The 26,122-nt window shown below is 64.8% G+C and carries 29 protein-coding genes; 21 read left to right on the forward strand and 8 right to left on the reverse strand.

Annotated elements, in window-relative coordinates:
- Nucleotides 1-113: 113 nt before the first annotated feature.
- Nucleotides 114-746, reverse strand: a complete 633-nt coding sequence (locus DQG17_RS06240; RefSeq protein WP_116131860.1) for an ATP-dependent Clp protease proteolytic subunit — start codon at nt 744-746, stop codon at nt 114-116.
- A 333-nt stretch (nt 747-1,079) separates the two neighbouring features.
- On the opposite strand from DQG17_RS06240, the gene DQG17_RS06245 reads away from it, so the two are divergent.
- The 10 genes from DQG17_RS06245 (at nt 1,080) to DQG17_RS06290 (ending at nt 9,097) form a co-directional block, all read left to right on the forward strand.
- Nucleotides 1,080-1,553 carry an SRPBCC domain-containing protein gene (locus tag DQG17_RS06245; protein ID WP_116131861.1) on the forward strand — a complete coding sequence of 158 codons (474 nt, stop codon included), beginning with the start codon at nt 1,080-1,082 and terminating at the stop codon, nt 1,551-1,553.
- Nucleotides 1,550-1,918, forward strand: a complete 369-nt coding sequence (locus DQG17_RS06250; protein ID WP_116131862.1) for a cupin domain-containing protein — start codon at nt 1,550-1,552, stop codon at nt 1,916-1,918. The genes DQG17_RS06245 and DQG17_RS06250 overlap by 4 nt, the downstream gene beginning before the upstream one ends.
- Before the next feature lie 472 nt (nt 1,919-2,390).
- Nucleotides 2,391-5,261, forward strand: coding sequence for a monovalent cation/H+ antiporter subunit A (locus DQG17_RS06255; protein ID WP_255415638.1), 2,871 nt, complete (start codon nt 2,391-2,393; stop codon nt 5,259-5,261).
- Nucleotide 5,262: 1 nt separating this feature from the next.
- The gene (locus DQG17_RS06260) at nt 5,263-5,676 is read left to right on the forward strand and encodes a Na+/H+ antiporter subunit C (protein ID WP_116131864.1); all 414 of its coding nucleotides are present in this window, start codon (nt 5,263-5,265) and stop codon (nt 5,674-5,676) included.
- Nucleotides 5,673-7,217, forward strand: a complete 1,545-nt coding sequence (locus DQG17_RS06265; protein ID WP_116131865.1) for a monovalent cation/H+ antiporter subunit D — start codon at nt 5,673-5,675, stop codon at nt 7,215-7,217. The genes DQG17_RS06260 and DQG17_RS06265 overlap by 4 nt, the downstream gene beginning before the upstream one ends.
- A 4-nt stretch (nt 7,218-7,221) precedes the next feature.
- Nucleotides 7,222-7,725, forward strand: coding sequence for a Na+/H+ antiporter subunit E (locus DQG17_RS06270; protein WP_116131866.1), 504 nt, complete (start codon nt 7,222-7,224; stop codon nt 7,723-7,725).
- On the forward strand, nt 7,722-7,991 hold the full coding sequence (locus tag DQG17_RS06275) for a K+/H+ antiporter subunit F (protein ID WP_116131867.1): 270 nt from the start codon (nt 7,722-7,724) through the stop codon (nt 7,989-7,991). The genes DQG17_RS06270 and DQG17_RS06275 overlap by 4 nt, the downstream gene beginning before the upstream one ends.
- 7 nt (nt 7,992-7,998) lie before the next feature.
- Entirely contained in the window at nt 7,999-8,382 is a 384-nt protein-coding gene (locus DQG17_RS06280) for a Na+/H+ antiporter subunit G (protein WP_116131868.1), read from the forward strand.
- An 80-nt stretch (nt 8,383-8,462) separates the two neighbouring features.
- Nucleotides 8,463-8,702 carry an Lrp/AsnC ligand binding domain-containing protein gene (locus DQG17_RS06285; protein ID WP_116131869.1) on the forward strand — a complete coding sequence of 80 codons (240 nt, stop codon included), beginning with the start codon at nt 8,463-8,465 and terminating at the stop codon, nt 8,700-8,702.
- 170 nt (nt 8,703-8,872) lie between these two features.
- Complete coding sequence (locus DQG17_RS06290; RefSeq protein ID WP_116131870.1) at nt 8,873-9,097, forward strand: hypothetical protein; 225 nt, start codon at nt 8,873-8,875, stop codon at nt 9,095-9,097.
- A gap of 164 nt (nt 9,098-9,261) precedes the next feature.
- On the opposite strand, the gene DQG17_RS06295 is transcribed toward DQG17_RS06290, so the two are convergent.
- The 4 genes from DQG17_RS06295 to zwf form a co-directional block, all read right to left on the reverse strand.
- On the reverse strand, nt 9,262-9,876 hold the full coding sequence (locus DQG17_RS06295; protein ID WP_116131871.1) for a hypothetical protein: 615 nt from the start codon (nt 9,874-9,876) through the stop codon (nt 9,262-9,264).
- 198 nt (nt 9,877-10,074) lie between these two features.
- A complete protein-coding gene (gene pgi, locus DQG17_RS06300; RefSeq protein ID WP_116131872.1) occupies nt 10,075-11,676 on the reverse strand; it encodes a glucose-6-phosphate isomerase in 1,602 nt (533 codons plus the stop codon).
- Between the two features lie 8 nt (nt 11,677-11,684).
- On the reverse strand, nt 11,685-12,356 hold the full coding sequence (gene pgl / locus DQG17_RS06305; protein ID WP_116131873.1) for a 6-phosphogluconolactonase: 672 nt from the start codon (nt 12,354-12,356) through the stop codon (nt 11,685-11,687).
- A complete protein-coding gene (gene zwf, locus DQG17_RS06310) occupies nt 12,353-13,807 on the reverse strand; it encodes a glucose-6-phosphate dehydrogenase (RefSeq protein ID WP_116131874.1) in 1,455 nt (484 codons plus the stop codon). The genes pgl and zwf overlap by 4 nt, the downstream gene beginning before the upstream one ends.
- A 180-nt stretch (nt 13,808-13,987) precedes the next feature.
- Here zwf and DQG17_RS06315 point away from each other — a divergent pair, with 180 nt between their 5' ends.
- The 3 genes from DQG17_RS06315 to DQG17_RS06325 all read left to right on the forward strand — a co-directional run bounded on the left by DQG17_RS06315 (nt 13,988) and on the right by DQG17_RS06325 (nt 16,302).
- Nucleotides 13,988-14,935, forward strand: a complete 948-nt coding sequence (locus tag DQG17_RS06315) for a radical SAM protein (RefSeq protein WP_116131875.1) — start codon at nt 13,988-13,990, stop codon at nt 14,933-14,935.
- A gap of 223 nt (nt 14,936-15,158) precedes the next feature.
- Nucleotides 15,159-15,647: a lytic transglycosylase domain-containing protein gene (locus tag DQG17_RS06320; protein ID WP_116131876.1), complete on the forward strand. Its 489-nt coding sequence runs from the start codon at nt 15,159-15,161 to the stop codon at nt 15,645-15,647.
- A gap of 13 nt (nt 15,648-15,660) precedes the next feature.
- On the forward strand, nt 15,661-16,302 hold the full coding sequence (locus tag DQG17_RS06325; RefSeq protein ID WP_116131877.1) for a glutathione S-transferase family protein: 642 nt from the start codon (nt 15,661-15,663) through the stop codon (nt 16,300-16,302).
- 12 nt (nt 16,303-16,314) lie between these two features.
- On the opposite strand, the gene DQG17_RS06330 is transcribed toward DQG17_RS06325, so the two are convergent.
- On the reverse strand, nt 16,315-16,734 hold the full coding sequence (locus DQG17_RS06330) for a DUF6314 family protein (RefSeq protein ID WP_116131878.1): 420 nt from the start codon (nt 16,732-16,734) through the stop codon (nt 16,315-16,317).
- 187 nt (nt 16,735-16,921) lie between these two features.
- Between DQG17_RS06330 and purB the strand changes: the two genes are divergently transcribed.
- Together purB and DQG17_RS06340 are read left to right on the forward strand one after the other, a co-directional pair.
- Nucleotides 16,922-18,229 (forward strand): adenylosuccinate lyase, encoded by a 1,308-nt coding sequence (purB, locus tag DQG17_RS06335; protein ID WP_116131879.1) that lies wholly within the window; start codon nt 16,922-16,924, stop codon nt 18,227-18,229.
- 142 nt (nt 18,230-18,371) lie between these two features.
- On the forward strand, nt 18,372-18,560 hold the full coding sequence (locus DQG17_RS06340; protein WP_116131880.1) for a hypothetical protein: 189 nt from the start codon (nt 18,372-18,374) through the stop codon (nt 18,558-18,560).
- A gap of 36 nt (nt 18,561-18,596) precedes the next feature.
- On the opposite strand, the gene nqrM is transcribed toward DQG17_RS06340, so the two are convergent.
- Both nqrM and DQG17_RS06350 read right to left on the reverse strand, forming a co-directional pair.
- Nucleotides 18,597-18,833, reverse strand: a complete 237-nt coding sequence (gene nqrM, locus DQG17_RS06345) for a (Na+)-NQR maturation NqrM (RefSeq protein ID WP_116131881.1) — start codon at nt 18,831-18,833, stop codon at nt 18,597-18,599.
- Between the two features lie 33 nt (nt 18,834-18,866).
- Nucleotides 18,867-19,889 carry an FAD:protein FMN transferase gene (locus DQG17_RS06350; RefSeq protein WP_116131882.1) on the reverse strand — a complete coding sequence of 341 codons (1,023 nt, stop codon included), beginning with the start codon at nt 19,887-19,889 and terminating at the stop codon, nt 18,867-18,869.
- 244 nt (nt 19,890-20,133) lie between these two features.
- Here DQG17_RS06350 and DQG17_RS06355 point away from each other — a divergent pair, with 244 nt between their 5' ends.
- Genes DQG17_RS06355 through nqrF form a run of 6 tightly spaced genes read left to right on the forward strand, consistent with a single transcriptional unit; the run spans nt 20,134 to nt 25,982 of the window.
- The gene (locus DQG17_RS06355) at nt 20,134-21,474 is read left to right on the forward strand and encodes a Na(+)-translocating NADH-quinone reductase subunit A (protein ID WP_116131883.1); all 1,341 of its coding nucleotides are present in this window, start codon (nt 20,134-20,136) and stop codon (nt 21,472-21,474) included.
- Nucleotides 21,475-21,477: 3 nt separating this feature from the next.
- The gene (locus DQG17_RS06360) at nt 21,478-22,689 is read left to right on the forward strand and encodes an NADH:ubiquinone reductase (Na(+)-transporting) subunit B (protein ID WP_116131884.1); all 1,212 of its coding nucleotides are present in this window, start codon (nt 21,478-21,480) and stop codon (nt 22,687-22,689) included.
- Nucleotides 22,682-23,491: a Na(+)-translocating NADH-quinone reductase subunit C gene (locus DQG17_RS06365; protein WP_116131885.1), complete on the forward strand. Its 810-nt coding sequence runs from the start codon at nt 22,682-22,684 to the stop codon at nt 23,489-23,491. Before DQG17_RS06360 ends, DQG17_RS06365 begins: the two co-directional genes overlap by 8 nt.
- Nucleotides 23,491-24,144: an NADH:ubiquinone reductase (Na(+)-transporting) subunit D gene (locus tag DQG17_RS06370; RefSeq protein WP_116131886.1), complete on the forward strand. Its 654-nt coding sequence runs from the start codon at nt 23,491-23,493 to the stop codon at nt 24,142-24,144. Before DQG17_RS06365 ends, DQG17_RS06370 begins: the two co-directional genes overlap by 1 nt.
- A complete protein-coding gene (nqrE, locus tag DQG17_RS06375; protein ID WP_116131887.1) occupies nt 24,144-24,752 on the forward strand; it encodes an NADH:ubiquinone reductase (Na(+)-transporting) subunit E in 609 nt (202 codons plus the stop codon). The genes DQG17_RS06370 and nqrE overlap by 1 nt, the downstream gene beginning before the upstream one ends.
- Before the next feature lie 9 nt (nt 24,753-24,761).
- On the forward strand, nt 24,762-25,982 hold the full coding sequence (gene nqrF / locus DQG17_RS06380) for an NADH:ubiquinone reductase (Na(+)-transporting) subunit F (protein ID WP_116131888.1): 1,221 nt from the start codon (nt 24,762-24,764) through the stop codon (nt 25,980-25,982).
- Nucleotides 25,983-26,122: the final 140 nt, after the last annotated feature.

A 26,122-nucleotide genomic window follows, 5' to 3' on the forward strand; every position in this document is an offset into this window, starting at 1 on the left:
CGATATTCCTGCCCCGTCCTGTAAAGACTATGGCAGCCCCCAGCGGGGTACAATGCCGAATTGACCCAGGGGCCAACCGCAGCCTACGGTCGCCCCCGGGGTATGCAAAGGTTTCAGCTTTCGGTCGTGTCGGTCTCGGTTTTCCGGCTTGCCACGATCTCGTCGATCAGGCCGAATTCCTTGGCATCTTCGGCCGACATGAAGTTGTCGCGCTCGAGCGCTGCCTCGACCTTCTTCAGCGGCTGGCCGGTGTGCCTCACGTAGATCTGATTGAGCCGGTCCTTCAGCTTCTGGGTCTCGGCGGCATGAATCATGATGTCCGTCGCCTGGCCCTGATACCCTCCCGAGGGCTGGTGCACCATGATCCGGCTGTTGGGCAGCGAGAACCGCATTCCCTTTTCGCCCGCGGTCAGCAGCAGCGAGCCCATCGAGGCCGCCTGACCCACCACAAGGGTGGAAACCTTGGGCTTGATGTACTGCATTGTGTCATAGATCGACAGCCCGCTCGTCACCACGCCGCCGGGGCTGTTGATATACATCGAGATTTCCTTCGAGGGATTCTCGGCCTCGAGGTGCAGAAGCTGGGCAACGACGAGCTGGCTCATCCCGTCGTGGACCGGTCCGTTGACGAAAACGATGCGCTCTTTCAGCAGGCGCGAGAAGATGTCGTAGGCCCGCTCGCCGCGGCTGGTCTGTTCCACGACCATCGGGACGAGGTTCATGTAGGTCTCAACGGGATCTTTCATGGGGTCTGCCTCGTTTGGGGGCGGTTGCTCGGGCAAACGCCACTGCGGTTATCCGAGAGTCTTAGTGCCGCCCTCGGGGGGCTTCAAGGGCAGCCGGACCGGGCCAGGCCAGCAAAACACCGGCAGTGACGAAAGCCGGCACTTCGCGTAAACTGTGCACAGCCCCGAAGCCCGGAGACCGGCACCAGACCGGTCGGGCGGCGGTGGCGTCAGAACGCCGGTTCGAACCGGCGGCCGCGAGCCGCGCGGCAGTGGAGGTCCCCCGGGCGGAAATGCCCCGCACGGACCGCGTTTTGGGTTCGCGGCGCTTCATCCACTCAGGGAGGACATACGATGATCGCAACGATCGCTCCGATCCGGAAAAAGCTGAAGGTCCCGGTCTCGCCCGAGCGGGCCTTCGAGATCTTCACCGCGCGGCTGGGAAAATGGTGGCCGCTCGGCTCGCACTCGCTGTCGGCCAACGAAGGCAAACCGGCGCTTTCGGCAGAGCTCGAACCACGCAACGGCGGCAAGGTCTTCGAAACACGTCACGACGGCAGCCGCGCGGACTGGGCCACGATCACGGTCTGGGATCCGGGCCGGACCCTTGCCATGGACTGGTATGTCGGGCGCGACCCGGCGCAGGCAACGCTGGTCGAGATCGGCTTCGCCCCCGACGGCAGCGGTGGCACCGAGGTTGTGCTGGTCCATTCGCGGTTCGAGCGCCGCGGCCAGGGCGCGGCGGCCGAGGCGGCGCGCGACCGGTACGAAGAGGGCTGGGACTTTGTTCTCGAAGACGGGTTCAGCCCGGCCTGCGGCGGAGCATGACCCTGGAGTATCTTCACCTGACCGAGGATGACGCGGGGGTCTCGCATTTCAACGTGGGGCAGATTGCCATGCGCAAGGGCGACTTCGCCCCGCCCGCCCCGCCGATGATGCTGTCGGATTATGAACCGTCGCGGGCGCTGGTGTTCCTGACCTTGCCGGCCGGTTGGGTCGGCGATCAACACCCCTCGCCGGCCCGCCAAGTGGCCTTCTGCCTTGCCGGGCGGATGCGGATCGAGGCAGGCGACGGCGAGGTGCGCGAGATCGGGCCGGGCGGGATCTGGCGGATGGAGGATGTAGCGGGCGCAGGCCATATCAGTTCGGTGCTGGGCCACGAGGCCGTTCAGCTCGCCATCGTCCAGATCTGAGCCGCCGGGGGGGCCAAGGCCCAGCGGCAGATCGGTCAGGGACCCGCGGTCTGCCTCGGCGCCGTGGCTGACCTTACGCCGAAGCCGCGGATCCTGACATTGGGCGACTGCGACGCCCCCCCGTGCGAGCGCGGTCTGGCCCGAACGGCGGTCAGGCGGTCGTCCTGCGCAACGATGGCCGGGTCCGGTCGCCCGACGGCCCCCCTGAACCCCGGTACGAATTCGACCCGTCTTTGCGCCGGTCCGGAATGCGACGGATTTCCGGGCAATTCGGCGCCGACGCAACCGTCCTTCCCGCCGGACCCGGGGGGATGCCGGCAAATCCGGGGTCCCGCACCGGTTCAGCGCGTTCTCTGCGTTGGCTTTTCCCCGGCGAGGCCCTAAGTACTTTGCGGGGATAGTGCGGCAACGTCCGCACGGCAACTTCTGGAAGGGCTTGCGCCTTTCCGTCCGAGCCAGATGGGGAGATGACGTGACAGCGCATTTGGATGTTACCCTTGCACTGATCGCAGCCCTTCCATTCATTGGCGCCGTGTTCCCCGGATTGATGATCCGTGCCGGGCGCGATGCCTGCGCCATGTCGGCCGGCTGGGCAACGCTGAGCGCCTTCATCCTGCTGATGACGCTGGCCCCTGCCGTCTGGCACGGCGAAACCTACAGCTTCCGCATCAACTGGATGCCGATGCTGGGGCTCAACGCCAACTTCCGGCTCGACGGACTGGGGTTTCTGTTCGCCACCATGATCCTCGGGATCGGGATGCTGATCATCCTCTATGCCCGGTTCTATCTGTCGCGCTCTGACCCGATGGGGCAGTTCTATGTCTATCTGATGCTTTTTCAGGGCGCGATGCTGGGCATCGTGTTGTCCGACAACGTGCTGATGATGGTGGTTTTCTGGGAACTGACCTCGCTGAGTTCGTTCCTGCTGATCGGTTATTGGAAACATACGCCGGATGGCCGGCAAGGCGCGCGTATGGCGCTGGCCGTCACCGGCATGGGCGGGCTTGCCCTGATCGCGGGGATGCTGCTGCTGGGCGAGGCGGCGGGATCCTATGACCTGACCGACATCCTGCAGCGGCGCGAGGCGATCCAGGCCTCGCCGCTTTATCTGCCGATGCTGATCCTGATCCTGCTCGGCGCCTTCACCAAGTCGGCGCAGTTCCCGTTCCATTTCTGGCTGCCGCACGCGATGGCAGCACCAACGCCGGTGTCGGCCTATCTGCATTCGGCAACCATGGTGAAGGCGGGGCTGTTCCTGATGGCGCGGCTGTGGCCGGTGCTGTCTGGAACCGACGCCTGGTTCTACATCGTCTCGACCACGGGCCTTGTCACCATGGTGCTTGGCGCGGCGATCGCGATCTTCAAGGACGACCTCAAGGCGCTGCTGGCCTATTCGACGGTCAGCCACCTTGGCCTGATCACCATGTTGCTGGGGTTCGGCACCACGGCCGCGGCGACGGCCGCGGGGTTTCACATCATCAACCACACGATCTTCAAGGCCGCGCTGTTCATGACCGCGGGGATTGTCGATCACGAAACCCATACCCGGTCGATCAAGCGGCTTGGCGGGCTGAGGCACCTGATGCCGATCACCGCGACGCTGGCGATCATCACGGCCGCGTCGATGGCAGGCATCCCCTATTTCAACGGGTTCCTGTCGAAGGAAATGATGCTCGAATCCGCGGCGCACACGACCTGGGACGGCAACGGCCTGCTGGTGCCGGTTTTGGCCACCATCGGAGCGCTGCTGTCGGCGGCCTATTCGTTCCGTTACATCGGGCATGTCTTCCTTGGCCCGGTGCGCGACGACTATCCGCACAAACCGCACGACCCGGGGTTCGGGCTCTGGGCGGCGCCTGCCTTCCTGTCGGTACTGGTGCTGGCAATCGGGATCTTTCCCCAGGCGGTGGTCGGCAGCTTCCTGCAGATCGTGGCCGATGCGATCACCGGGCAGCATCTGCACATGCATCCGCTGAAGGTCTGGCACGGCCTGACACCCGCGCTGCTGATGAGCGCCATCGCCACCGTGGGGGGCCTTGCCGTTCTGCTGGCATTCACCCCGCTCGACCGGCTCTGGGAGAGCTTGCCGAAGCCCGATGCCAAGCGGATCTTTGACCGCATGGTCGAGACCTCGCACGATATCTGCGGCACCATTGCCAACCACATGCACGACGGCCAGCTGACCCGCTATGTCGCGATCTTCGCCACCGGCACGGTGGCTGCGGGGATCATTGCCTTTGTCACCGGCGACTATCTGCCCGGAACCCGCGACATGCTGCCGGTCGACCTGATCGACGTCGTCGGCACGATCCTCGTGATCGCCGCCACGGCCAGCATCGTCGTCTTCCACCGCTCGCGCCTGCTGGTGCTGGTGCTGATCGGGATCAACGGGCTGGTTGTGTCGCTGATCTTCGTTCGGTTCTCGGCGCCCGATCTGGCGATGACCCAGGTCACGGTCGAGGTGGTGACACTGATCCTGCTGCTGCTGGCGCTGCACTTCCTGCCAAAGATCACCCCGCGCGAAACCAGCTGGGCCCGGCGCGGTCGCGACGGCGCCATCGCGATTGCGGCAGGGCTCGCGGTGGGCGGGCTGGCATTCGCGCTGATGACCCGCGATTTCTCGACCATCTCGGGCTATTACTGGGAAAACGCCAAACCCGGCGGCGGCGGCACCAATGTGGTCAACGTGATCCTTGTCGATTTCCGCGGCTATGACACCTTTGGCGAGATCATCGTGCTGGGGATTGCCGCGTTGGTGATCTTTGCCCTCGCGGAGGCGCTGATGAACGGGCGCGCCTCACGCCGGCTTGCCAACTGGGAGGTCACGCAGCGCTATTCCCGCGATCGCCACCCGTTGATGATGGTGGTGGCGACGCGGGTGATGATGCCGATCGTGCTGATGGTCGGGGTCTATATCTTCCTGCGTGGCCACAACCAGCCGGGCGGCGGCTTCATCGCCGGGCTTGTCGTCGCCATCGCACTTCTGATGCAATACATGGCCTCGGGCTTTGCCTGGGCGCAGGACCGGATGAAGTTCGCCTATCACACCTTCATCGGCTGGGGGGTGATGATCGCCGGGCTGACCGGGATCGGCGCCTGGTTCGTCGGCCGTCCGTTCCTGACCAGCGCCTATGGCTATGTCCATATCGAACCGATCGAGGAATTCGAGCTGGCAACCGCCATGGCGTTCGACCTCGGGGTGTTCCTTGCGGTCGTCGGCGCGGTGATGCTGGCGCTCTACTGCCTGAGCCGGATCGCCCGGCGTACCGGCGAGACGGTCAACGTGACACCAATGGATTTCGACCCGTCCCACCCGACCGAGACCACGCAGGAGAACGGCTGACATGGAAGCGCTTCTCGCCCTTGTCATCGGCCTGCAGACGGCAGCCGGAACCTATCTGATGCTGCGGCTGCGCAGCTTCTCGGTCATCATCGGAACCGCGCTGCTGACCTATGCGGTCAACCTGTTCCTGTTTGCCAGCGGCAGGCTCGCCATCAACCTGCCGCCGATCTATTCGAAATACGCCGAAGGCTATACCGACCCGCTGCCCCAGGCGCTGGTGCTGACAGCAATCGTGATTTCGTTCGGGATGACCGCGGTCGTGGTGCTGATCGCGCTTGGCGGTTACCTCGAAGCCGACAGCGACAGGATCGATCTGGCGGGCAACCCCGGCGAGATCGACACCGACGAGTTCCCCGTGCCGGAGACGGAGGGCGAAGCCCCGAACTCTGACCGCGCCGAGGGGGATCCGTCATGAACCACTGGATCGTCGCCCCGGTGCTGCTGCCGGCAATGCTGGCCGCGCTGATGGTCATGGCAATGCGCCACGATCTGGTGCTGCAGCGGGTGTTTTCGGTCGCGGGCAGCGTCGCGCTGGTCGCGATTGCTGCCGGGCTTTACTGGCTTGCCTCGGACGGCACCATCGAGGTCTACAAGCTTGGCAACTGGCAGCCGCCGTTCGGGATCGTGCTGGTGCTCGACCGGCTGTCGGCAACCATGCTGCTGCTGACCTCGGGGCTGGGCCTTGGCGTCGTGCTATACGCCATCGGCAGCGGCTGGGACGGCCGGGGATGGCATTTCCACCCGCTGTTCTCGTTCCAGCTCATGGGGATCAACGGCGCCTTCCTGACCGGCGATGCCTTCAACCTGTTCGTGTTCTTCGAGGTGCTGCTGATCGCCTCCTACGGGCTGATGATCCACGGCGGCGGCGGCATGCGGCTGCGCTCGGGGCTGCAATATGTGGTGATGAACCTCGCCGGGTCGACCCTGTTCCTGTTTGCCATGGGCACGCTCTATGCCGTCACCGGCACGCTCAACATGGCCGACATGGCGGTCAAGGTGCGCAGCCTTGCCCCCGGCGACGAGGCGCTGATGATGGTCGGCGCAACGCTTTTGCTGATCGTCTTCGCGATCAAGGCCGCGGCCTTTCCGGTGCAGTTCTGGCTGCCCGGCACCTATGCCAACGCCCCTGCCCCGGTCGCGGCGTTGTTTGCCATCCTGACCAAGGTCGGCGCCTATGCGATCCTGCGGATGTACACGCTGGTGTTCGGCGCCGACGTCCCGGCGGTCGGCAGCTATTTTTCGGAACTGCTGATGGCCTCGGCGCTTGTGTCGCTGGTCGTCGGTTCGATCGGCGTGCTGGGGGCCAAGCAATTGCCACGGCAGGCGGCCTTTGCGGTGCTGGCCTCGATGGGCACGCTCCTGATCGCGATCGGGCTGAACACCAGCGCCGGCACCGGGGCCGCGCTGTTCTATCTGGTGCATTCGACGCTGGCCGCCGCAGCGCTGTTTCTGGCCATCGATCTGGTGCGCGACGCCCAGGGGCCGACGACGCGGGCGCCGGGCGGGCTTGTCGCCACGCTGTTCTTCATTGCCGCGATTGCCGTCGCGGGGATGCCGCCGCTCAGCGGGTTCCTCGGCAAGCTGCTGATCCTCGACGCCAGCCGCAATACCCCGCACATGGTGCTGATCTGGAGCGTGATCCTTGTGACATCGCTGATGCTGATCGTGGGCTTCACCCTGCGCGGCAGCCGGTATTTCTGGAAACCGCTCGACCCGAACTGGCACGATCCGGGCAATTTCGACGAGGATGGCAACCCGGTTCCGGCGCTTCCGCTGAACCCGCTCGCGCTGGCTGCGGCCTGCATCCCGCCGGCGCTGATGGTGATCTTCACGCTGGCCGCCGGCCCCGCGATGCGCGAGCTGGAGGCGACCGCGCAGCAGCTTCGCGCCAGAACCCCCTATGTCGAGGCGGTGCTGGGCCCGGGCGCCTTTGCCACACCGCCGGCGGAGGAGTGAGCCGATGCTTGGACGGATCCTGAACAGACTGTTCCCGCACCCGCAACTGACCGCGTTTCTGGTGCTGATCTGGCTGTTGCTGGTCAACAAGGTGACCCCGGGCAACGTGCTGCTGGGCCTCATCCTCGGCATCGCGATCCCGGGCATCACGCAGCCGTTCTGGCCGAATCGTCCCAGTTTCCGCCGCCCGCTGCGGATCGCCTCCTATCTGCTGATCGTGATCTGGGACATCTGCCTTGCGAACATCACTGTGGCGCGGGTGGTGTTGTTCCGGCCGAACCGCAAGATCCGCAGCCACTGGATCGTGGTCCCGCTCGATCTCAACTCGCCCGAGGCGATCACGGTGCTGGCGGGCACGATCACCATGACACCGGGCACGGTTACGGCGATGCTGTCGGCCGATGCGACCTGCCTGCTGGTCCATTGCCTCGATGCCGCGGATCCCGACGCGGTCCGCGACGAGATCAAGCACCGCTATGAGAGACGGCTGAAGGAGATCTTCGAATGATAACCTATGCGCTCTGGTTCGCGGCGACCTGCTTTTCGGTGGCGCTGCTGCTCAACGTCTGGCGGATCGGCGTCGCGCCGGGGGTGGTCGACCGGATCCTGGCGCTCGACACCATGGTCGTCAACGCCATCGCCTTGCTGAACATCTACGGCCTGCTCGAGGGCACGGCAGTCTATTTCGAGGTCTCGCTGCTGATCGCCATGTTCGGATTCGTTTCAACCGTCGCCTATTGCCGCTTCATCCTGCGCGGCAACATCATCGAGTGAGGAAGACATGGAGCTTCTTGCACAAATCGTCATCTCAGCGTTGCTGGTGATCGCCGGCATCTTCGGGTTTCTGGGCAGCTATGGCCTGCTCAAGCTCGACGATACCATGCGGCGGCTGCACGCGCCGACCAAGGCCACAACGATTGGCGTCGGCGGAGTGCTGATCGCGGCGATGATCTATTTCGCGGTGTTCCAGGACAAGATTTCGCTGCACGAGCTGCTGATTACGGTGTTCCTGTTCATCACCGCGCCGATCACCGCCAATTTCGTCGCCAAGGCGCACCTGCACCGCGACGTCAAGCCAAGCGAGCTGCCGCCGACCGGCGGCAAGTACGGCTGGGCCGCCTACGACTCGGTCAGCCCGGACAAGCAGCCGATCGACACCGACTAGCGCCGGGCAGAAGGCGACGCCTTGATCTTGCGGGCGGTTGCGCGTTTGGTGTGCAGACATTTGGAAGAGGAAGCCCCGCCATGACCCAATGCGTGTTCGTCCAGATCCGCTGCACCCCCGGACATACCTACAAGGTGGCGGATGCCCTGGCGCTGAAGGAACTTCACTCTGAACTGTATTCGACCTCGGGCGAGTTTGACCTGCTGATGAAGGTCTATGTCCCCGACGACAGCGACGTCGGGCATTTCATCAACGAGCATGTCGCGGACATCGCAGGGATCGAACGGACCCTGACAACGATGACCTTTCGCGCCTTCTGATTGTTTCTAAACACAGGAAATTCTGGCAAATTCCCTGGTCTACCGGCCCCGGGAAGTCCGGTATTCCGGACATAGTACCCATACAACTTTATGCTATTTCTACGCGTGTTTCATTACGGACATTGAGGTCCCAACCCATGTTTCAAGTACAGGATGTTACCAGTTTTACCATGATCGAGACAAAACAGATCAACCTTCGCGCGCGCCCGACGCATCACGCATTGCTGCGCCGCATCAACGACCGTCTCAAGGCCGATCCAGGATTCGAGGGCGTGCTTCGCCAGATGTTGGACGATCAGTCGGCGTGCAACTTCATGCCCGAGCGCGAGGCCCGGGCAGAGCTTCACCAGATCAACCGGCGGATCGAGGCGTTGGAACGCGCCGTCGGACTTTAGCGCAGCACGCCGCACCGGGCGGGTCCGTCATCTGCCGTCCCGCCCCTCGGCGCGCGCGGGGGGGCTACCGAGGCCGTGATCGCGCTTGCCCTGTCCTTCTCGGGGCGAGCGCGTCTGCGGCGCAGCGGAGCAGCCCGGCCGGTTCGCCAAGCCGAGGGGCAAGATCAAGAGCGCTTCCGCCCCAGAAGCGCGAGGCCCAGCAGCGGCACCAGCAGCAGCGCGCCCCCTGCCGGCAGCGGGACAGGCGGCGGCGTATAGATCATCCCGTCAACGGGGAGCACCGCCTTTGGAAAGGAATCCGCCACGGCAACCACGACCGAGCACCCATAGGGCGGTTCTTCATAAACTCTTTCGATGTAAACGCCAGTCAGGGACGCACTGCTCTCCCAGGGAAACGTGCTGCTGGTCCCCTCAACGTCGTTGTAGCAGGTCTCGCTTCCGCTGATGCCAAAGCTCAGGAACTCGTCCGCATCGTCGCCGAGAGCGCCGTCGAGGTTGTACCTGATCGAGAAATAGGGGTTGTTTGCTGACGATGTACTTTTGACACTGACGCCCCAGCCGCTGGGCGACCCGAGGCTGCCGTTTCCATAGTACATCTGATAGCCGACGATGTCCGACGTGGTAACGACACTACCGGTGAAGCTTTCGGCGACCGAAAAATTCCCCTCGAACACTCCGAAGCCGGCGAAGGTCTCATTGATGGTGAAGGTCAAGGGAACCGCTGTTGCAGCCCCCGGGATGGCCAGCAACGCAGTCGCAATCACAGATCGAAAGAACATGTCAAACCTCTCGCACAGTCACGTCAATGTGAGAAAGACGTTACCCGGAGATGGCCCATTCAGTCCAGTGAATGTTCTGTCGCGCGCGTGCCGAAATCGCGGCGGGATGCCATGCGTCAGTGCGAATCCTGTCTTCCGCTTCCCCGGCGGACTCGTCCGGGAAAGCGGGATCGAATGGGCGCAATGGCTGCCGCCGGATCAGCCTCTTGAGCGATAATAGGCGACAAGCTGGGCGGTCGAACCGTCCTTGCCATCGGTGCCGGTCTCGCCCGACAGAACGGGTTCCAGCGCCTTGGCCAGTTCCTTGCCAAGTTCGACGCCCCATTGGTCGAAGCTGTTGATGCCAAGGATCACGCCCTCGACAAAGACCCGGTGTTCGTAAAGCGCCACGATCTGGCCCAGGACCTCGGGCGTCAGCAGCGGATAGACCAGCGTGGTCGAGGGCCGGTTGCCCGGGAACACGCGATGGCGCGCCTGGCGTTCCAGCTCGGCGCCCTCCAGCCCCTTGGCCGCCATGATCGCGGTGGCTTCCTCCAGCGACCGGCCGCGCAGCAGCGCCTCGGATTGCGCCAGACAATTGGCAACCAGCAGCCGGTGCATGTGGGCAAGCTCGCGTTCGTGGCCACGGGCTGCGACCATGAATTCGCAGGGAACGACGCCGGTTCCCTGATGGATCAGTTGATAGAAGGCGTGCTGACCGTTGGTGCCGGGCTCGCCCCAGACCACCGGTCCCGAGACGACCTCCAGATCCGCCCCGTCCATCGACACCCTCTTGCCGTTGCTTTCCATCTCAAGCTGCTGAAGGTAGGCGGGCAGCCGGATCAGCCGCTGTTCATAGGGCAGCACGGCGCGGGTCGGATAGCCGCAGATCTGATGGTGCCATATCCCGACGAGCGCCAGCAGAACCGGCAGGTTCTCGCGCAGATCGGTCTCGCGGAAATGCCGGTCCATCGACTGCGCGCCGCGCAGGAAGTCGCGGAAGGCCGGGCCGCCGACGGCCAGCATGACCGACAGGCCGATCGGCCCCCACATCGAATAGCGCCCGCCGACCCAGTCGGCGAAGCCGAAGACGCGGGCCGGGTCGATGCCAAACGCGGCAGTCAGATCGAGGTTCGACGAAAGTGCGGCGAACTGGCCCGCGGGATTGTCGACCTTGCCGGCCATCCATGCCTTGGCGGCCTCGGCATTGGTCATGGTCTCGATGGTGGTGAAGGTCTTCGATGCCACGATCACCAGCGTGGTGCGGGGATCGAGCGGCGCCAGAACATCGGCGATATGGGCGCCATCGACGTTCGACACGAAATGGCAGCGCGGCCCGTCGTGATAGGGCGCAAGCGCCAGCGTCGCCATGACGGGGCCAAGGTCCGAACCGCCGATACCGATGTTGACCACATCGGTGATGTTGCCGCCTTGCCCGAGGAATGCGCCGGTGCGCACGTCGGTCGCGAATGCCTCCATCCGTTCAAGGGTATGCCGGACCTCGGGCATCACGTCGGCACCGTCGACCATCACCGGCCCGCCATCGAGGTTGCGCAGTGCGGTATGCAGCACTGCCCTCCCCTCGGTCTCGTTGATCTTCTCGCCGGTGAACATCGCCTCGCGCCGGCCCGCAACGTCGGCGGTTTCGGCCAGCGCGATCAACAGATCGAGCGCTGTGGCGTCGATGTTGGTCTTCGAGAAATCGAACAGCAGGTCGCCGACCCGCGTCGAGAAGGCGTCGGCGCGGCCCTTGTCCTCGAACAGCGACAGGATGGAACGGTCGGCAACGCCGGCCTGATAGGTCTTGAGATCAGTCCACATGGGGTTTCCTATTCTGCCCAATGTACGGTTGCTTCGTTCAGCACGATCCGCACCGGCGCCTTGATCGGCGGCAGGCTGCGGGCGCGTTCCAGCGCCGCCCGTTTCTCGGCGCCGGTGATGAGGATATGGATCGACATCGCCCCGCTCAGCACGGGTGCGGTCAGCGTCATGCGCGGCTCGCCCGCCGCCTCGGCACGCAGCGCCATCAGCGGCGGCGCATCGGCCGACAGCGCCTGTTCCAGCTTGTCGGCACCGGGGAATAGCGAGGCGGTGTGCATGTCGGCCCCCATCCCCAGCAGCAACACGTTGATCGGCATGAGTTTCTTGATCTGCGCGCCGAGAGTGTCGAGCGATTCCTCGGGCGTGACGGTGTCGGCATGCAGCGGCTGGTATTGCGCGGCCGCGGCCTCGTTCACCAGCAGGCGTTCGCGCAGCAGCCGGGTGTTCGAGCGCGGATGATCCTCGGGCACCCAGCGTTCGTCGTTCAGCAGCACCGTGACCCGGGCCCAATCGAGTTTCGAGGCCGAGAGCGAATCGAACGCCGGCCCCGGCGTGGTCCCGCCCGGGACGCAGAGCGTGGCATGATCCTGGATCAGCAGCGCCGACTTGAGTTCGCTCGACAAGCGGTCGGCGAGGTTGACCATCATCAGGTCGCGGTCGGGGTATTCGACGAATTTCATGCCCGGATCTCCCGCCAGCGGCGGCCATCGCGATGCATCAGCATCAGCGCATCGTCGGGGCCGGCGCTGCCCTGATCGTAGGGCATCGGCGTGTCGCCGCGGCCCTCCCATCCGCCGATCAGCGGATCGGTCCAGGCCCAGGCGGCCTCGACCTCGTCGCCGCGCATGAACAGCGTCTGGTTGCCGCGGATCACATCCATGATCAGCCGCTCGTAGGCATCGGGTGCCTCGGCCGCATCGGGCCCCAGCGCCTCGGCAAAGGACATGTCGAGCGGCACGTCGAGCAGGCGCATGCCCCCCGGCCCCGGCTCCTTAATCGTCACACCGAGCTCCATCCCCTCGTTCGGCTGCAACCTGATCGACAGCACGTTCGAATGCAGCCCGTGGTCTTCCTCGAAAATGTTGTGCGGCGCGGCCTTGAAGACCACGGCGATCTCGCTCGCCCGCGCCTTCAGCCGCTTGCCGGTCCGTATGTAGAACGGGGTCCCGTTCCAGCGCCAGTTCGAGATCCCGACCCGCATGGCGACGAAGCATTCGGTCTTGCTGGCCGGGTCGCCGACGTCCTGGCGATAGCTTGGCTGGCCGTCGGCGGCCGAATACTGGCCGCGCACGATTTCGCGGGGATCGACCGAGTCGAGGGCGCGGATCACCTTGAGCTTTTCGTCGCGCACCGAATCGGGTTCGAACCGCGACGGCGGTTCCATCGCGATCAGGCACAGAAGCTGCAGCATGTGGTTTTGGACCATGTCGCGCATTGCGCCCGAGCGGTCATAATATTCGCCCCTGCCGCCAACCCCCACGGTTTCGGCCACCGTGATCTGGATATGGTCGATGTACTTGTTGTTCCACAGCGGCTCGAACAGCATGTTGCCGAACCGGACCGCCATCAGGTTCTGGACGGTTTCCTTGCCGAGATAATGGTCGATCCGGTAGATCTGGCTTTCGTCGAAATGCGCCGCGAGGTTGCGGTTCAGCTCCCGGGCCGACTCGAGATCCTTGCCAAAGGGTTTTTCCGCGACAATGCGGCTGGTTTCGTCGGCGATGCCGCGCGCGTTCAGCCGTTCCGCAATCGGGCCGAAAAGCGACGGCGCGACCGAGAAATAGAAGGCCCGGATCACGCCCTCGCGCATGTGCGCGCGAAGGTCGTCCCAGCCGTTTTCGCCGGTGGCATCGACCTGGACGTAGGAGATCTGGGACAGGAACTGCGCGATGGTCTCTTCATCGCGCTGCTCGGCGGGCAGGAATTCGTCGAGCGCCTCGCGCACCAGCGCGCGAAAGCCGTCGTCGTCGCTTTCGCTGCGGGCGGCACCGATCACCCGCGCCTCGGCGGGCATCTGGCCATCGGCGAGACGGCGATAGAGCCCCGGCAGGATCTTGCGACGCGCCAGATCGCCGGTTCCGCCGAAAATCACGAGGTCGAAGGGATCGACCGGAATGATGCGTGCAACCATCTCTTTTGCTCCTGCTTCCGCCGCACCTGCGGCTTCCGGCGTTTGTTAGCGCAAACAGACGCCCCCACCAAGGCTTCACAAGCCCGTCAGGCAGGGCGTCTCCCCTTTTGTCCCGGCTTAGCAGGGATTAGACCAATGCGGAACAGAACGCATTGAAGCATCTCACCTATCGGACATGCCGTGAAGGATCTGCCGACATCCAATCAGGGGAAGTTCCGCGATCCGGCACGGACCGCGGATGGATCGCCCCGGGCCGTGGTCGCGCTGAGCGACCCGCAGACGCTGTGGTTCAACACCGGCACGCTTTGCAACATCACCTGCCGAAACTGCTATATCGAGTCCTCGCCCACCAACGATGCGCTGGTCTATCTGGCAGCCGACGAGGTCACCGACTTCCTCGACCAGATCGAGACCCGCAACTGGGGCGTGCGCGAGATCGGTTTTACCGGCGGCGAGCCCTTTGCGAACCCCGAAATGATCGAAATGGCGCGGCGGGCGCTGGTGCGGCGCTTCGAGGTGCTGATCCTGACCAATGCGATGCGTCCGATGATGCGGCCGGCGGTGCAGGCGGGACTCGTGGCGCTGCAGGCCCGGCATGGCGGGCGTCTGACATTGCGGGTCTCGCTCGACCATCACAGCGCGCCCGGCCACGATGCCGAACGGGGCGCGGGCAGTTTCGATGTCACACTGGCCGGGATGGACTGGCTGCGTGATGCAGGCATCCGGATCGCGGTAGCCGGGCGCACGATCTGGGGCGAGGCCGAGGCGGAGGCCCGCGAAGGCTATGCCCGGCTGTTTGCGGCGCGCGGCTATGCCATCGACGCGGCCAACCCCGCAGAGCTGGTGCTGTTTCCCGAGATCGACGAAGGCGTCGAGGTGCCCGAGATCACCACCGCCTGCTGGGGAATCCTGGGGCGTGACCCGAGGTCGGTCATGTGCGCCTCCGCGCGCATGGTGGTGCGGCGCAAGGGATCGGTGCGCGCGAGCGTCGTCGCCTGCACCCTGCTGCCCTATGATCCGCAGTTCGAGCTTGGCAGCACGCTGGCCGAGGCGGAGCGGCCCGTGGCGCTGAACCACCCCCATTGTGCCAAGTTCTGCGTGCTTGGCGGAGCGAGCTGTTCGGGCTGAGGCCCGGCCGCGGCGCCGATGGTGCCTGCGGGAGCCTCCGGCGGAGGTATTTGGGCCAAGAAGAAACGCTGAGTTCGGCGGTGTCGGGTGGGGTTCGGCCCGGGTCGAACAGGCGGAAAGCTGCCGATGCGGTCGTCCGGGGCCGCCGCGGCGCGCCAGCCCGCGCTTGTCCGCTGCGGGGCCGAAGCGCTATCCCGGCTGCAGGACCGCTGCAGGAGCCGCCATGCGCCGACGACCGACCCTCGCCGCTTTCGTTCTTCTTGCAACTCTGGCGCTTGGCGCTTGCGCCGGGCACGACAGGGTGGAACGCCGCCAGCCGGCGAATTTCTCCGGGGCTGGCGGGCCGCTTTATCCAAACGAGACGCCGGAGCTGCGCCAGCTGATCAACCATTATTGCGCCGTCTATCAGGTGCCGCCCGATCTGGTGCACCGGCTGGCGATCCGCGAGAGCAGCCACAATCCGACCGCCCGCAACGGCCCCTATTACGGATTGTTGCAGATCCTGCCCCAGACCGCGCGGACCATGGGTCACAGCGGGCCACCCACAGAGCTGCTGGATGCCGACACCAATCTGAAATACGGGGTGAAATATCTGCGTGGCGCCTGGCTTTTGTCGGACGGAAGCTATGACCGGGCGATCTCCTGGTATGCCAGCGGATATTACTATGAGGCCAAGCGGCGCGGCATGCTGGAAGAGACCGGCCTGCGCTGAGAAAGGTGCAGGAATGCTCGAGATCTGGGGCCGGGCGGATTCGTCCAATGTGCAGGCGGTGATGTGGTGTGTGGGCGAACTGGGCCTGCCGTTCCTGCGCCATGACGTGGGCCAGCGCTATGGCGGCACCGACACGCCCGATTTCATCGCCATGAACCCCAACCGCAAGATCCCGGTGCTGCGCGACGGCGGTGGCCCGGCGCTTTGGGAATCGGCGGCGATCATGCGCTATCTGGCCGGCAGCTATGGCCACGGGGCCTTCTGGCCCGAGGATCTGGTGGCACGAAGCGAGGTCGACCGCTGGGCCGAATGGGCCAAGATCAACGTGGCGATCCCGTTCATGGACGAGGTGTTTTTCCCGCTGATCCGGCGGCCCGCCGCCGAGCGCGACCCGGCAGCGATCGCCCGAGCGGTGACGGATCTGGAACAGACCCTCGGGATCGCCGAAAGCCGGCTGGCCGAGCATCCCTATCTTGTCGGCAGCGACTTCTCGCTGGCAGATATCCTGCTCGGGCATGTGCTCTATCGCTATTACGACATCGATATCGCGCGCGCGGAGTTGCCCGCACTGGCCGCCTATTACCAGCGTCTGACCGAACGGCCGCCGTTCCGCGAGCATGTGATGATCGGCTACGACGCATTGCGGGCCGGGTAGAGGCCTGCCGTATCAGCGGCGGGAATAGCGGCTTTCCATGGCGTAGTCCTTGCGCGGGCCCTGTGCCCGCCAGAGGCTGGCCCAGCCATCGGGCCAGGTCGTGAAGTCATAGGTCACGCGATAGGCGTCTGGGTCGCACCAGTGGCTTGCCTCGGCCGCCGCCACAGTGGGATCGAAGCGATGGAACGGTCGGCCGTCGGCGAACAGCACCGCGATGCCGCCGCGATCCGCCCGCCAGAGCCAGTCGCGCGCAGCCGTCATCGGCCGGATCCCGGGGCCGCCGAGGATGCCGGTCTCGCGACAGATCAGGCCGTGGGCCTCGGGGGTGAAGACCGCCTGCCCGGAGAAATCGAGGATCCGGCCCTCGCGGCGATCCTCGATCCGGCGGGCGAGGTGCCATTGGCCCGCGAAATCGGCGAGGTCTGGGGGCATCTGCCGGCTCCGATCTGGTTTTGCGCCCGGGGTCGTTGCCGGGGCGTCGCCCGGACAGCGGATTCGGGATGGCAGGCCCGCCCGCGGGGCGCAACTGCCCCCGGCGCTTGTCGCCGGGGCGGGGCTTGGCTAGAAGCGCGCAGCGCCCCGACCGAACATACGACGAAACAGCCGCGAAAGGCCCGCAATGATCCCCCGCTATTCCCGCCCCGAGATGGTCGCCCTCTGGTCGCCCGAAACCAAGTTCCGCATCTGGTTCGAGATCGAGGCCCATGCCTGCGATGCCCAGGCCGACCTTGGCGTGATCCCGCGGGCAAATGCCGAGGCGGTGTGGAAGGCGAAGGACGTCGATTTCGACGTGGCCCGGATCGACGAGATCGAGGCGGTGACAAAACACGACGTGATCGCCTTCCTGACCCATCTGGCCGAGATCGTGGGCGCCGATGCGGCCCGCTTCGTCCATCAGGGGATGACCTCGTCGGACGTGCTCGACACCACGTTCAACGTGCAGCTGGTGCGCGCGTCCGACATCCTTCTGGCCGACATGGACGCGCTGCTGGCCGCGCTGAAGCGGCGCGCCTTCGAGCACAAGGATACCGTCCGGATCGGCCGCAGCCACGGCATCCATGCCGAGCCGACCACCATGGGCCTGACCTTCGCCCGGTTCTATGCCGAGATGGAGCGCAACCGGAACCGGCTGGAAAAGGCGCGGTACGAGGTGGCGACGGGTGCAATTTCGGGCGCGGTCGGCACATTTGCCAATATCGATCCGGCAGTGGAGGAATACGTCTGCGAGAAGCTCGGCCTGCGGCCCGAGCCGATCTCGACCCAGGTCATCCCGCGCGACCGGCACGCGATGTTCTTTGCCACGCTCGGGGTCATCGCCTCGTCGATCGAGAACGTTTCGACCGAGATCCGGCACATGCAGCGCACCGAGGTTCTGGAGGCCGAGGAATTCTTCTCGAAGGGCCAGAAGGGATCCTCGGCCATGCCGCACAAGAGGAACCCGGTGCTGACCGAGAACCTGACGGGTCTGGCCCGTCTGGTGCGCGGCGCCGTGACCCCGGCGCTCGAGAATGTGGCGCTCTGGCACGAGCGGGACATCTCGCATTCCTCGGTCGAACGCGCGATCGGGCCCGATGCGACCGTGACGCTCGATTTTGCGCTGGCCCGCCTGACCGGCGTGATCGACAAGATGGTGATCTACCCTGACAACATGCTGGCCAACATGAACAAGTTCCGCGGCCTTGTGATGTCGCAGCGGGTGCTTCTGGCGCTGACCCAGGCCGGTGTCAGCCGCGAGGATTCCTATCGGCTGGTACAGCGCAATGCGATGAAGGTCTGGGAACAGGGCTGCGATTTCAAAACCGAGCTGCTGGCCGACCCGGAGGTCACGGCGGCGTTGAGCCCGGCCGAGATCGAGGAGAAGTTCGACCTTGGCTATCACACCAAGAACGTCGACACGATCTTCCGGCGGGTGTTTGGCGAAAGCTGAGCGGCCCGGCGCGAAACTTGCCCGGCATCCCGAGCCATTCATGGGGCGGCGGCCACGGCTTGGCCGCCCCATCCGTTGCAGGACACGTGATCGCCGCGGCAGGGCTATGCCATCCCTGCCCGCGAAACCCGGAGCGGAGCCGATGCCGCAAGATATGTCCCTGACACCGCTGACCGCGACGCTGCTGTTTCTGGTGCTGGTGTTTGCCGGCCGCGGGTTCCGTCAGGCCTGGAAGGCACAGGCACCGGGGTGGAAGGCCAGGGCCTGGGTCTATGGCGCGGCGGCCGCGGCTGCCTTTGTGGCGCTTGCCGGCCTGCCGCTGCACGGCTGAGACACCCCGCGCCAAACAGCCGAAGAATGGCCGCCGTCAGCCCTGCATCTGCTCGGCCATCCTGCGCGCCCGCGGGCATTGCAGACGCTCGTGCAGGGGGCTGTCGGGGTCGACGTCCTTCTTGCAGACCACGCATTTGTCGGCGCCGGCGATGGCGTTCAGGCCACCGCAACTGCCCTTGATCCGCATCCGCTGGCCGACCAGCATCACGCCGACCGCCATGGCGGCCATGGCAACGGCGAGGATCAGGAAGCTGAGGAGGAACGTGGCCATGGGGCGCCTTTCTTGGGTGCGTCTTGTCCCAGACTACTCGCCTGCGAGCAGCTTTTCAAACGCCGGGCTTTCGTGCTTGAGATAGGCCTCGTCCGGGCCCTCGGCGCGCGAGATGAAGAACACCGCCAGATCGTTGGCGGCAGCGACCTTCATGCCCTCGTCCTCGCCCATCACGATCATCGCGGTCGCCAGCGCATCGGCCATCATGCCGTTTTCCGCCAGCACGGTAACCGAAGTCGCCCGGTGGGTGATCGGCCGGCCCGTCGTCGGGTCGATCAGGTGGGAATAACGCACGCCGTCCTGTTCGAAGAAGTTGCGATAATCGCCCGAGGTTGCCATGCCAAGGTCGCTGACCGGAACCACCATCTCGAGCGAATGACTGCCGGTGTCGGGCGATTCGATGCCGATCTGCCAGGGATCGCCCGCCTCGTTGGTGCCGGCGGCCACCAGATCGCCGCCGATCTCGATCATGTAGCGCTCGATCCCCTGGTCGCGCAGGGTCTTCGCCACCGCGTCGCCGCCGTATCCCTTGGCGATGGCCGACAGGTTGACCGAAACCGCCGGGTCGGTCTTGGCCAGGGTCTGACCGTCGAGCACCAGCAGACCGCCCTGCCCCACATGCGCCAGTGCCACGGCGATATCACTGTCCGAGGGCACCGGATCCTCGGGCTTGCGGGTGCCGAATCCCCAAAGCTCGATCAGCGGGGACAGGGTCACGTCGAACTTGCCTTCGGACAGGGCGTGGACCTTGTTCGCCGCCGCGATCACCTGCGCAAGCTCGGGCGAGATCGCGATGGGATCGGTGCTGGCATCGGCGTTGAACAGCGACACTTCCGAGGTCTTGTCCCAGTTCGACATCGCGTGGTTGACAGCTGCCAGCGTCGCGTCGACCGCCTGTGACAGGTCTTCCTCGCTCACCCGTTTCGGCACGTCGACGGCGGTGATGTGATAGGTCGTCCCCATGGTCTCGCCGGACAGTTTCAGCACCCTTCCCGCGCTGTCGGGCCAACAGCCCGAAAGTGCCACAAACAGCGGAAGCAGGAGCAGGATTCGCATGGAATGGGTCCCTCTTGCGGCCAAACGCAGCGGGTCTTGCACTTCCACCGCCACCTGTCAACGACAGCAGACTCTGCCAGAGACATTGGCACAGCAGCAATTCCATTGCCCTGCGCCAAGTCTGCCAATAATACGAAAGCCAGTGTATGCGAAGGCATTCCATGGCGCGATCTGGGCGCCTGGTTTGCCTTGGCATTGCAGCCAGGGACCGAAACAAGACCGAAACGGACACCGCAGCGAGTTCATGCCCGAGTTTTCATTCCGAAAGGGGCTCGACCTGCCGATTACCGGCGCGCCCGAGCAAGTCATTCACCCCGGGCCGCAGGTCGGCTCGGTCGCCCTCGTCGGGCCGGACTATCTGGGGCTGAAGCCGCGGATGCTGGTTGCCGAGGGCGATGCCGTCGACCGCGGCACGCCGCTGTTCTGCGACAAGGATTCGCCCGAGGTCGTGTTCGTGTCGCCGGTCACGGGACGGGTTGGCGCAATCAACCGCGGCGACCGCCGGGTGCTGGAAAGCGTGGTGATCGAGGTCACCGATGCCGCCGCCGAGGGCGTCGATTTCGGTGTGCTGCCGCAAGGTGCCGGCGCCGACGAGATCGCAGCCCGGATCTGTGCCGCGGGTCTCTGGACCGGATTCCGCGCCCGGCCCTATTCCCGGATCCCGGCGGCCGGTGACCGGCCCGCCGCGATCTATGTCACCGCGATGGATACTGAGCCGCTCTCCCCCGATGCCGCTGTAGTGATCGGCGAGCGGGGCGAGGATTTCACCGCCGGGCTTGCCGCCATCGCGAAGCTTGCCGAAGGGCACACCTATCTGTGCCACGCCCCGGGGGCTGCGATCCCCAGTGTCGCGGGCGTTGTGGTGGCAACCTTCGCCGGGCCGCATCCGGCCGGGCTTGCCGGCACCCACATGCATTTCCTTGAGCCGCCATCGAACAGCAAGACGGTCTGGAGCATCGGCTATCAGGACGTTCTGGCGATTGGCGCACTGATGCGGACGGGCCGTCTGAACCCCGAACGGGTGATCGCGATCTCGGGTCCGCGGGCGGCCAATCCGCGGCTGGTGCGCACCCTTGCCGGGGCCGCGTTGAACGAGATTCTGGCGGGCGAAGCCGCGGGCGAGGCGCCGCTGCGGGTGATCTCGGGCTCGGTGCTGACGGGCCGGCATTCCGAAGGGACACTTGCCTATCTCGGGCGATATGCCCGGGCGGTGACGCTGATCACAGAGGATCGCGAACAGATTCTGTTCGGCTGGATCGCCCCCCAATCCGACAAGTTCGCACAGATGCCGGTACTGGCATCGGCGCGCGACCGGCTGAAGAAGTTCCAGATGGGCACCAACCTGAATGGCAGCCGGCGCGCGATGGTGCCGACAGGCGTGTTCGAGGAACTGATGCCGCAGGACCTGCTGCCGACGCAGTTGCTGCGGGCGCTGCTAGTGATGGACACCGACACCGCCCAGTCGCTTGGCGCGCTCGAACTCGACGAGGAAGATCTGGCGCTTTGCACCTTCGCCTGCCCGGCGAAATACGAATACGGGGCGGCGCTGCGCGACTGCCTGGCCAAGATCGAGAAGGAGGGCTGATCCATGAGCCTTCGGCAAATCTTCGACCGCATCGAGCCGCAGTTCCAGAAGGGCGGCAAGCTCGAAAAGTACTTCACGCTTTACGAGATGGTGGAGTCGGTCTTTTACACCCAGAAGTCCGTGACAACGGTGGCGCCGCACGCGCGGACCTTCACCGACATGAAGCGGATCATGTCCTACGTGGTCATCGCCACGATCCCCTGCATCCTGTTCGGGCTCTACAACACCGGGCTTCAGGCCAATATGGCGCTGGCGTCCTTGGGCGAGCCGGCAATGACCGGTTGGCGGATCGGGCTGATGCAGGCGCTTGGCGGTTTCGGGCTGAACCCTGCCAATCCGCTCGCCTGCATGTTCCACGGGCTGCTCTGGTTCCTGCCAATCTATATTGTCACGCTCATCGTCGGCGGCATCTGGGAGGTGATCTTTGCCCTCGTGCGCGGACACGAGGTCAACGAGGGCTTTCTGGTCACCTCGATGCTGTTCGTGCTGATCCTGCCCGCGTCGACGCCGCTGTGGCAGGTCGCACTTGGCATTTCCTTCGGCGTGGTGATCGGCAAGGAAGTGTTCGGCGGCACCGGCAAGAACTTCCTCAACCCTGCCCTCGTCGGGCGGGCATTCCTGTATTTCGCCTATCCCGCGCAACTGTCCGGCGATTCCGTCTGGACCCCGGTCGACGGGTTTTCGGGCGCCACGGCGCTGTCGATCACCTCGACCGACGGCATGACCGCCCTCGCGAGCCACGGCATCACCTGGTGGCAGGCGTTCTGGGGCACCATACAGGGGTCGATGGGCGAAACCTCGGCCCTCGCCTGCATGATCGGGCTTGCGTTCCTGCTGGTCACGAAAATCGCCAACTGGCGGCTGGTGGTCGGCTGCCTTGCCGGCATGATCGGCTTTTCGCTGCTGCTGAACGTCATCGGATCCTCGACCAACCCGATGTTCGCCATGCCCTGGTACTGGCACTTCGTTCTGGGCGGCTATGCCTTTGGCCTCGCCTTCATGGTGACCGAGCCGGTGTCGGCCAGCCACACCAACGCCGGGCGCTATTGGTACGGCGGGCTGATCGGGTTCATGGTGGTGATGATCCGGGTCATCAACCCGGCCTTCCCCGAAGGCATGATGCTCGCCATCCTGTTCGGCAACATCTTCGCCCCGCTGATCGACTGGTTCGTCGTCCGGGCCAACATCGCACGGAGGGCAAAGCGCAATGCCTGAGCCAGAAACCAACGGGGGCTTTGTTGCCCGCTGGAAGGCGCTGCCGGTCGATTCGGTGCCAAAGACGCTGTTCGTCGCCATCACGCTGTGCCTGTTCTGTTCGATGATCGTGGCCGCCGCCGCCGTGGCGCTGCGCCCGGTGCAGGAGGCCAACAAGCTGCGCGACAAGCAGCTGAACATCCTGCAGGTCGCGGGACTCTACGAGCCCGGCATCAACGTGGCCGAGGCGTTCAAGGCGTTCGAGCCGCGGGTGGTGGACCTGGAGACCGGGACCTTCACCGACCGGTTCGATGCCGCGTCCTTTGACGACCGCGCCGCCGCCAGCGACCCGGACCTGAGCCAGCCGCTGACGGACGATCCGGCCGGGATCGGCCGGCAGGGTCGCTATCAGGTCGTCTATCTGCTGAACGACGCCCAGGGCGATCTGGAGCGGATCATCCTGCCGATCCACGGCTATGGGCTCTGGTCCACGCTCTGGGGGTTCATCGCGCTCGGGCCCGACGGCAACGAGATCTATGGCCTGCAGTTCTATGACCAGGCCGAAACGCCGGGTCTGGGTGCCGAGGTCGACAATCCGCGCTGGAAGGCGCTGTGGCACGGCAAGAAGCTGCGCGACGAGGATGGCGCGCTGCAGATCAACGTCTCGAAAGGCGCGCCAAACGCCGCGATGGCACCCTATCATGTCGACGCGCTGGCGGGTGCCACGCTGACCTCGCGCGGGGTCGACAACCTTGTCCGCTTCTGGATGGGCGAAGCAGGCTTCGCCCCCTTCCTCGAAAACCTCAAGACAGGAGCCGTCTGATGGCCGAGACGCGACGCAGCTACCTGGTCGATCCGCTGGTCGACAACAACCCGATCACCCTGCAGGTGCTGGGCATCTGCTCGGCGCTTGCCGTCACCTCCTCGCTGAAGGTTGCCTTCGTGATGGCGCTGGCGGTGACGCTGGTGACCGCCTTTTCGTCGATGTTCATCTCGATGCTGCGCAACCAGATCCCCAGTTCGATCCGGATCATCGTGCAGATGGTGATTATCGCCAGCCTCGTGATCGTGGTCGACCAGTTCCTCAAGGCGTTCCTGTTCGACATCTCGAAAACGCTGTCGGTCTTTGTCGGGCTGATCATCACCAACTGCATCGTGATGGGCCGTGCCGAGGCATTCGCGATGAAGAACCCGCCCATCGACAGCTTTGTCGACGGGATCGGCAACGGCATGGGATACGGGCTGATCCTGATGATGGTCGGCGTCGTGCGCGAGCTGTTCGGATCGGGTTCGCTGTTCGGGATCACGATCTTCCAGACCGTCAACAACGGCGGCTGGTACGTGCCGAACGGCCTGCTGCTGCTGCCGCCCTCGGCCTTTTTCATCATCGGGCTGTTCATCTGGGCCTTCCGCACCTGGAAACCGGAACAGGTCGAGGAACGCGATTTCAAGATCCAGACGGCGGAGGCGCACTGATGGAGGGTCTGCTTTCCCTTGCCGTCAAGGCGGTCTTTGTCGAGAATCTGGCGCTGTCGTTCTTCCTTGGCATGTGCACCTTCATCGCCGTCTCGAAGAAGATCTCGACCGCGATCGGGCTCGGCGTTTCGGTCATGGTGGTGCAGGCGATCACGGTGCCCGCGAACAACCTGATCCTGAACGGGCTGCTGAAACCCGGCGCGCTGGCCTGGGCCGGGTTCCCGGACGTCGATCTGACCTTTCTTGGCCTCATCTCCTATATCGGGATGATCGCGGCCATCGTGCAGATCCTCGAGATGTTCCTCGATAAGTACATCCCGGCGCTCTACAACGCGCTCGGGATCTTCCTGCCGCTGATCACGGTGAACTGCGCGATCATGGGTGGATCGCTGTTCATGGTCGAGCGCGACTATAACTTCCCCGAAGCGGTGACCTACGGCATCAGCTCGGGCTTCGGCTGGGCGCTTGCCATCACCGCCATGGCGGGCGTGCGCGAAAAGCTGAAATATTCCGACGTCCCCGCCGGTTTGCAGGGATTGGGGATCACCTTCATCACCGCGGGTCTGATGGCCATGGGCTTCATGTCCTTCAGCGGCGTCAAGCTGTAGGGGGCGGACATGCAGACCTTCGTTCTGGGCGTCGCCCTGTTCACCCTGATCGTGCTGGCGCTGGTCACAATCATCATCCTGGCGCGCGCGCGGCTGGTGTCGTCGGGCAGCGTCAGCATCACCATCAACGGCGAGAAGACGATCTCGGTTCCCGCAGGCGGCAAGCTGCTGCAGACGCTGGCGGGACAGCACCTGTTCGTGCCCTCGGCCTGCGGCGGTGGCGGAACCTGCGCGCAGTGCCGGGTGCGGGTACATTCCGGGGGCGGGTCGATCCTGGCCACCGAAGAGACCCACATCACCAAGCGCGAGGCCGCCCGCGGCGACCGTCTGTCGTGCCAGGTGGCGGTCAAGCAGGACATGGAGATCGAGGTCCCCGAAGAGGTCTTCGGGGTCAAGAAATGGGAATGTACCGTCGTCTCGAACGACAACGTCGCCACCTTCATCAAGGCGCTGGTGCTGAAACTGCCCGAAGGCGAGCACGTGAACTTCCGCGCCGGCGGCTACATCCAGATCGCGGCGCCGGCGCACGAACTCAAGTTCTCGGAATTCGAGGTGGCCGAGGAATATCGGGAAGACTGGGACAAGTTCGATTTGTGGAAGATCGAATCGGTCGTCGACGAGCCGATCGAGCGTGCCTATTCGATGGCGAACTATCCCGAGGAACGCGGCATCATCATGCTCAACGTCCGGGTCGCCACGCCCCCGCCCGGCAGCGCGCACCTGCCGCCGGGCAAGATGTCGTCCTACATCTTCAATCTGAAGCCCGGCGACAAGGTCACGATCTCGGGTCCGTTCGGCGAGTTCTTTGCCCGCGACACCGAGAAGGAAATGGTGTTCGTCGGCGGCGGTGCCGGCATGGCGCCGATGCGCAGCCACATCTTCGATCAGCTCAAGCGGCTGAATTCGAAGCGCAAGATCAGCTTCTGGTACGGCGCCCGGTCAAAGCGCGAGATGTTCTTTGTCGAGGATTTCGATTCGCTCGCGGCCGAAAACCCGAACTTCGACTGGCACGTCGCGCTGTCGGATGCGCAGCCCGACGACAACTGGACAGGCTACACCGGCTTCATCCACAACGTGCTCTACCAGCAATACCTAAAGGATCACCCGGCGCCGGAGGATTGCGAATATTACATGTGCGGCCCGCCGATCATGAACCAGTCGGTGATCAAGATGCTGCTCGATCTGGGCGTCGACCGCGAAGACATCATGCTGGACGATTTCGGCGGCTGAGCCGGCGGGACCGCAAGCAGATCCACGGGGGGCCGGTGCCGAAAGGTCCCGGCCCCTTTCCTTTGCAGGCCCGGCATCCCTGCCCTGCAGTCAGGGCCCGCGGCCTTCCGCCCAATCCGGAACGGAAACTGTTGCGGACA

The sequence above is a fragment of the Tropicimonas sp. IMCC34043 genome, assembly GCF_003390845.1.
Lineage (GTDB): Bacteria > Pseudomonadota > Alphaproteobacteria > Rhodobacterales > Rhodobacteraceae > Tropicimonas.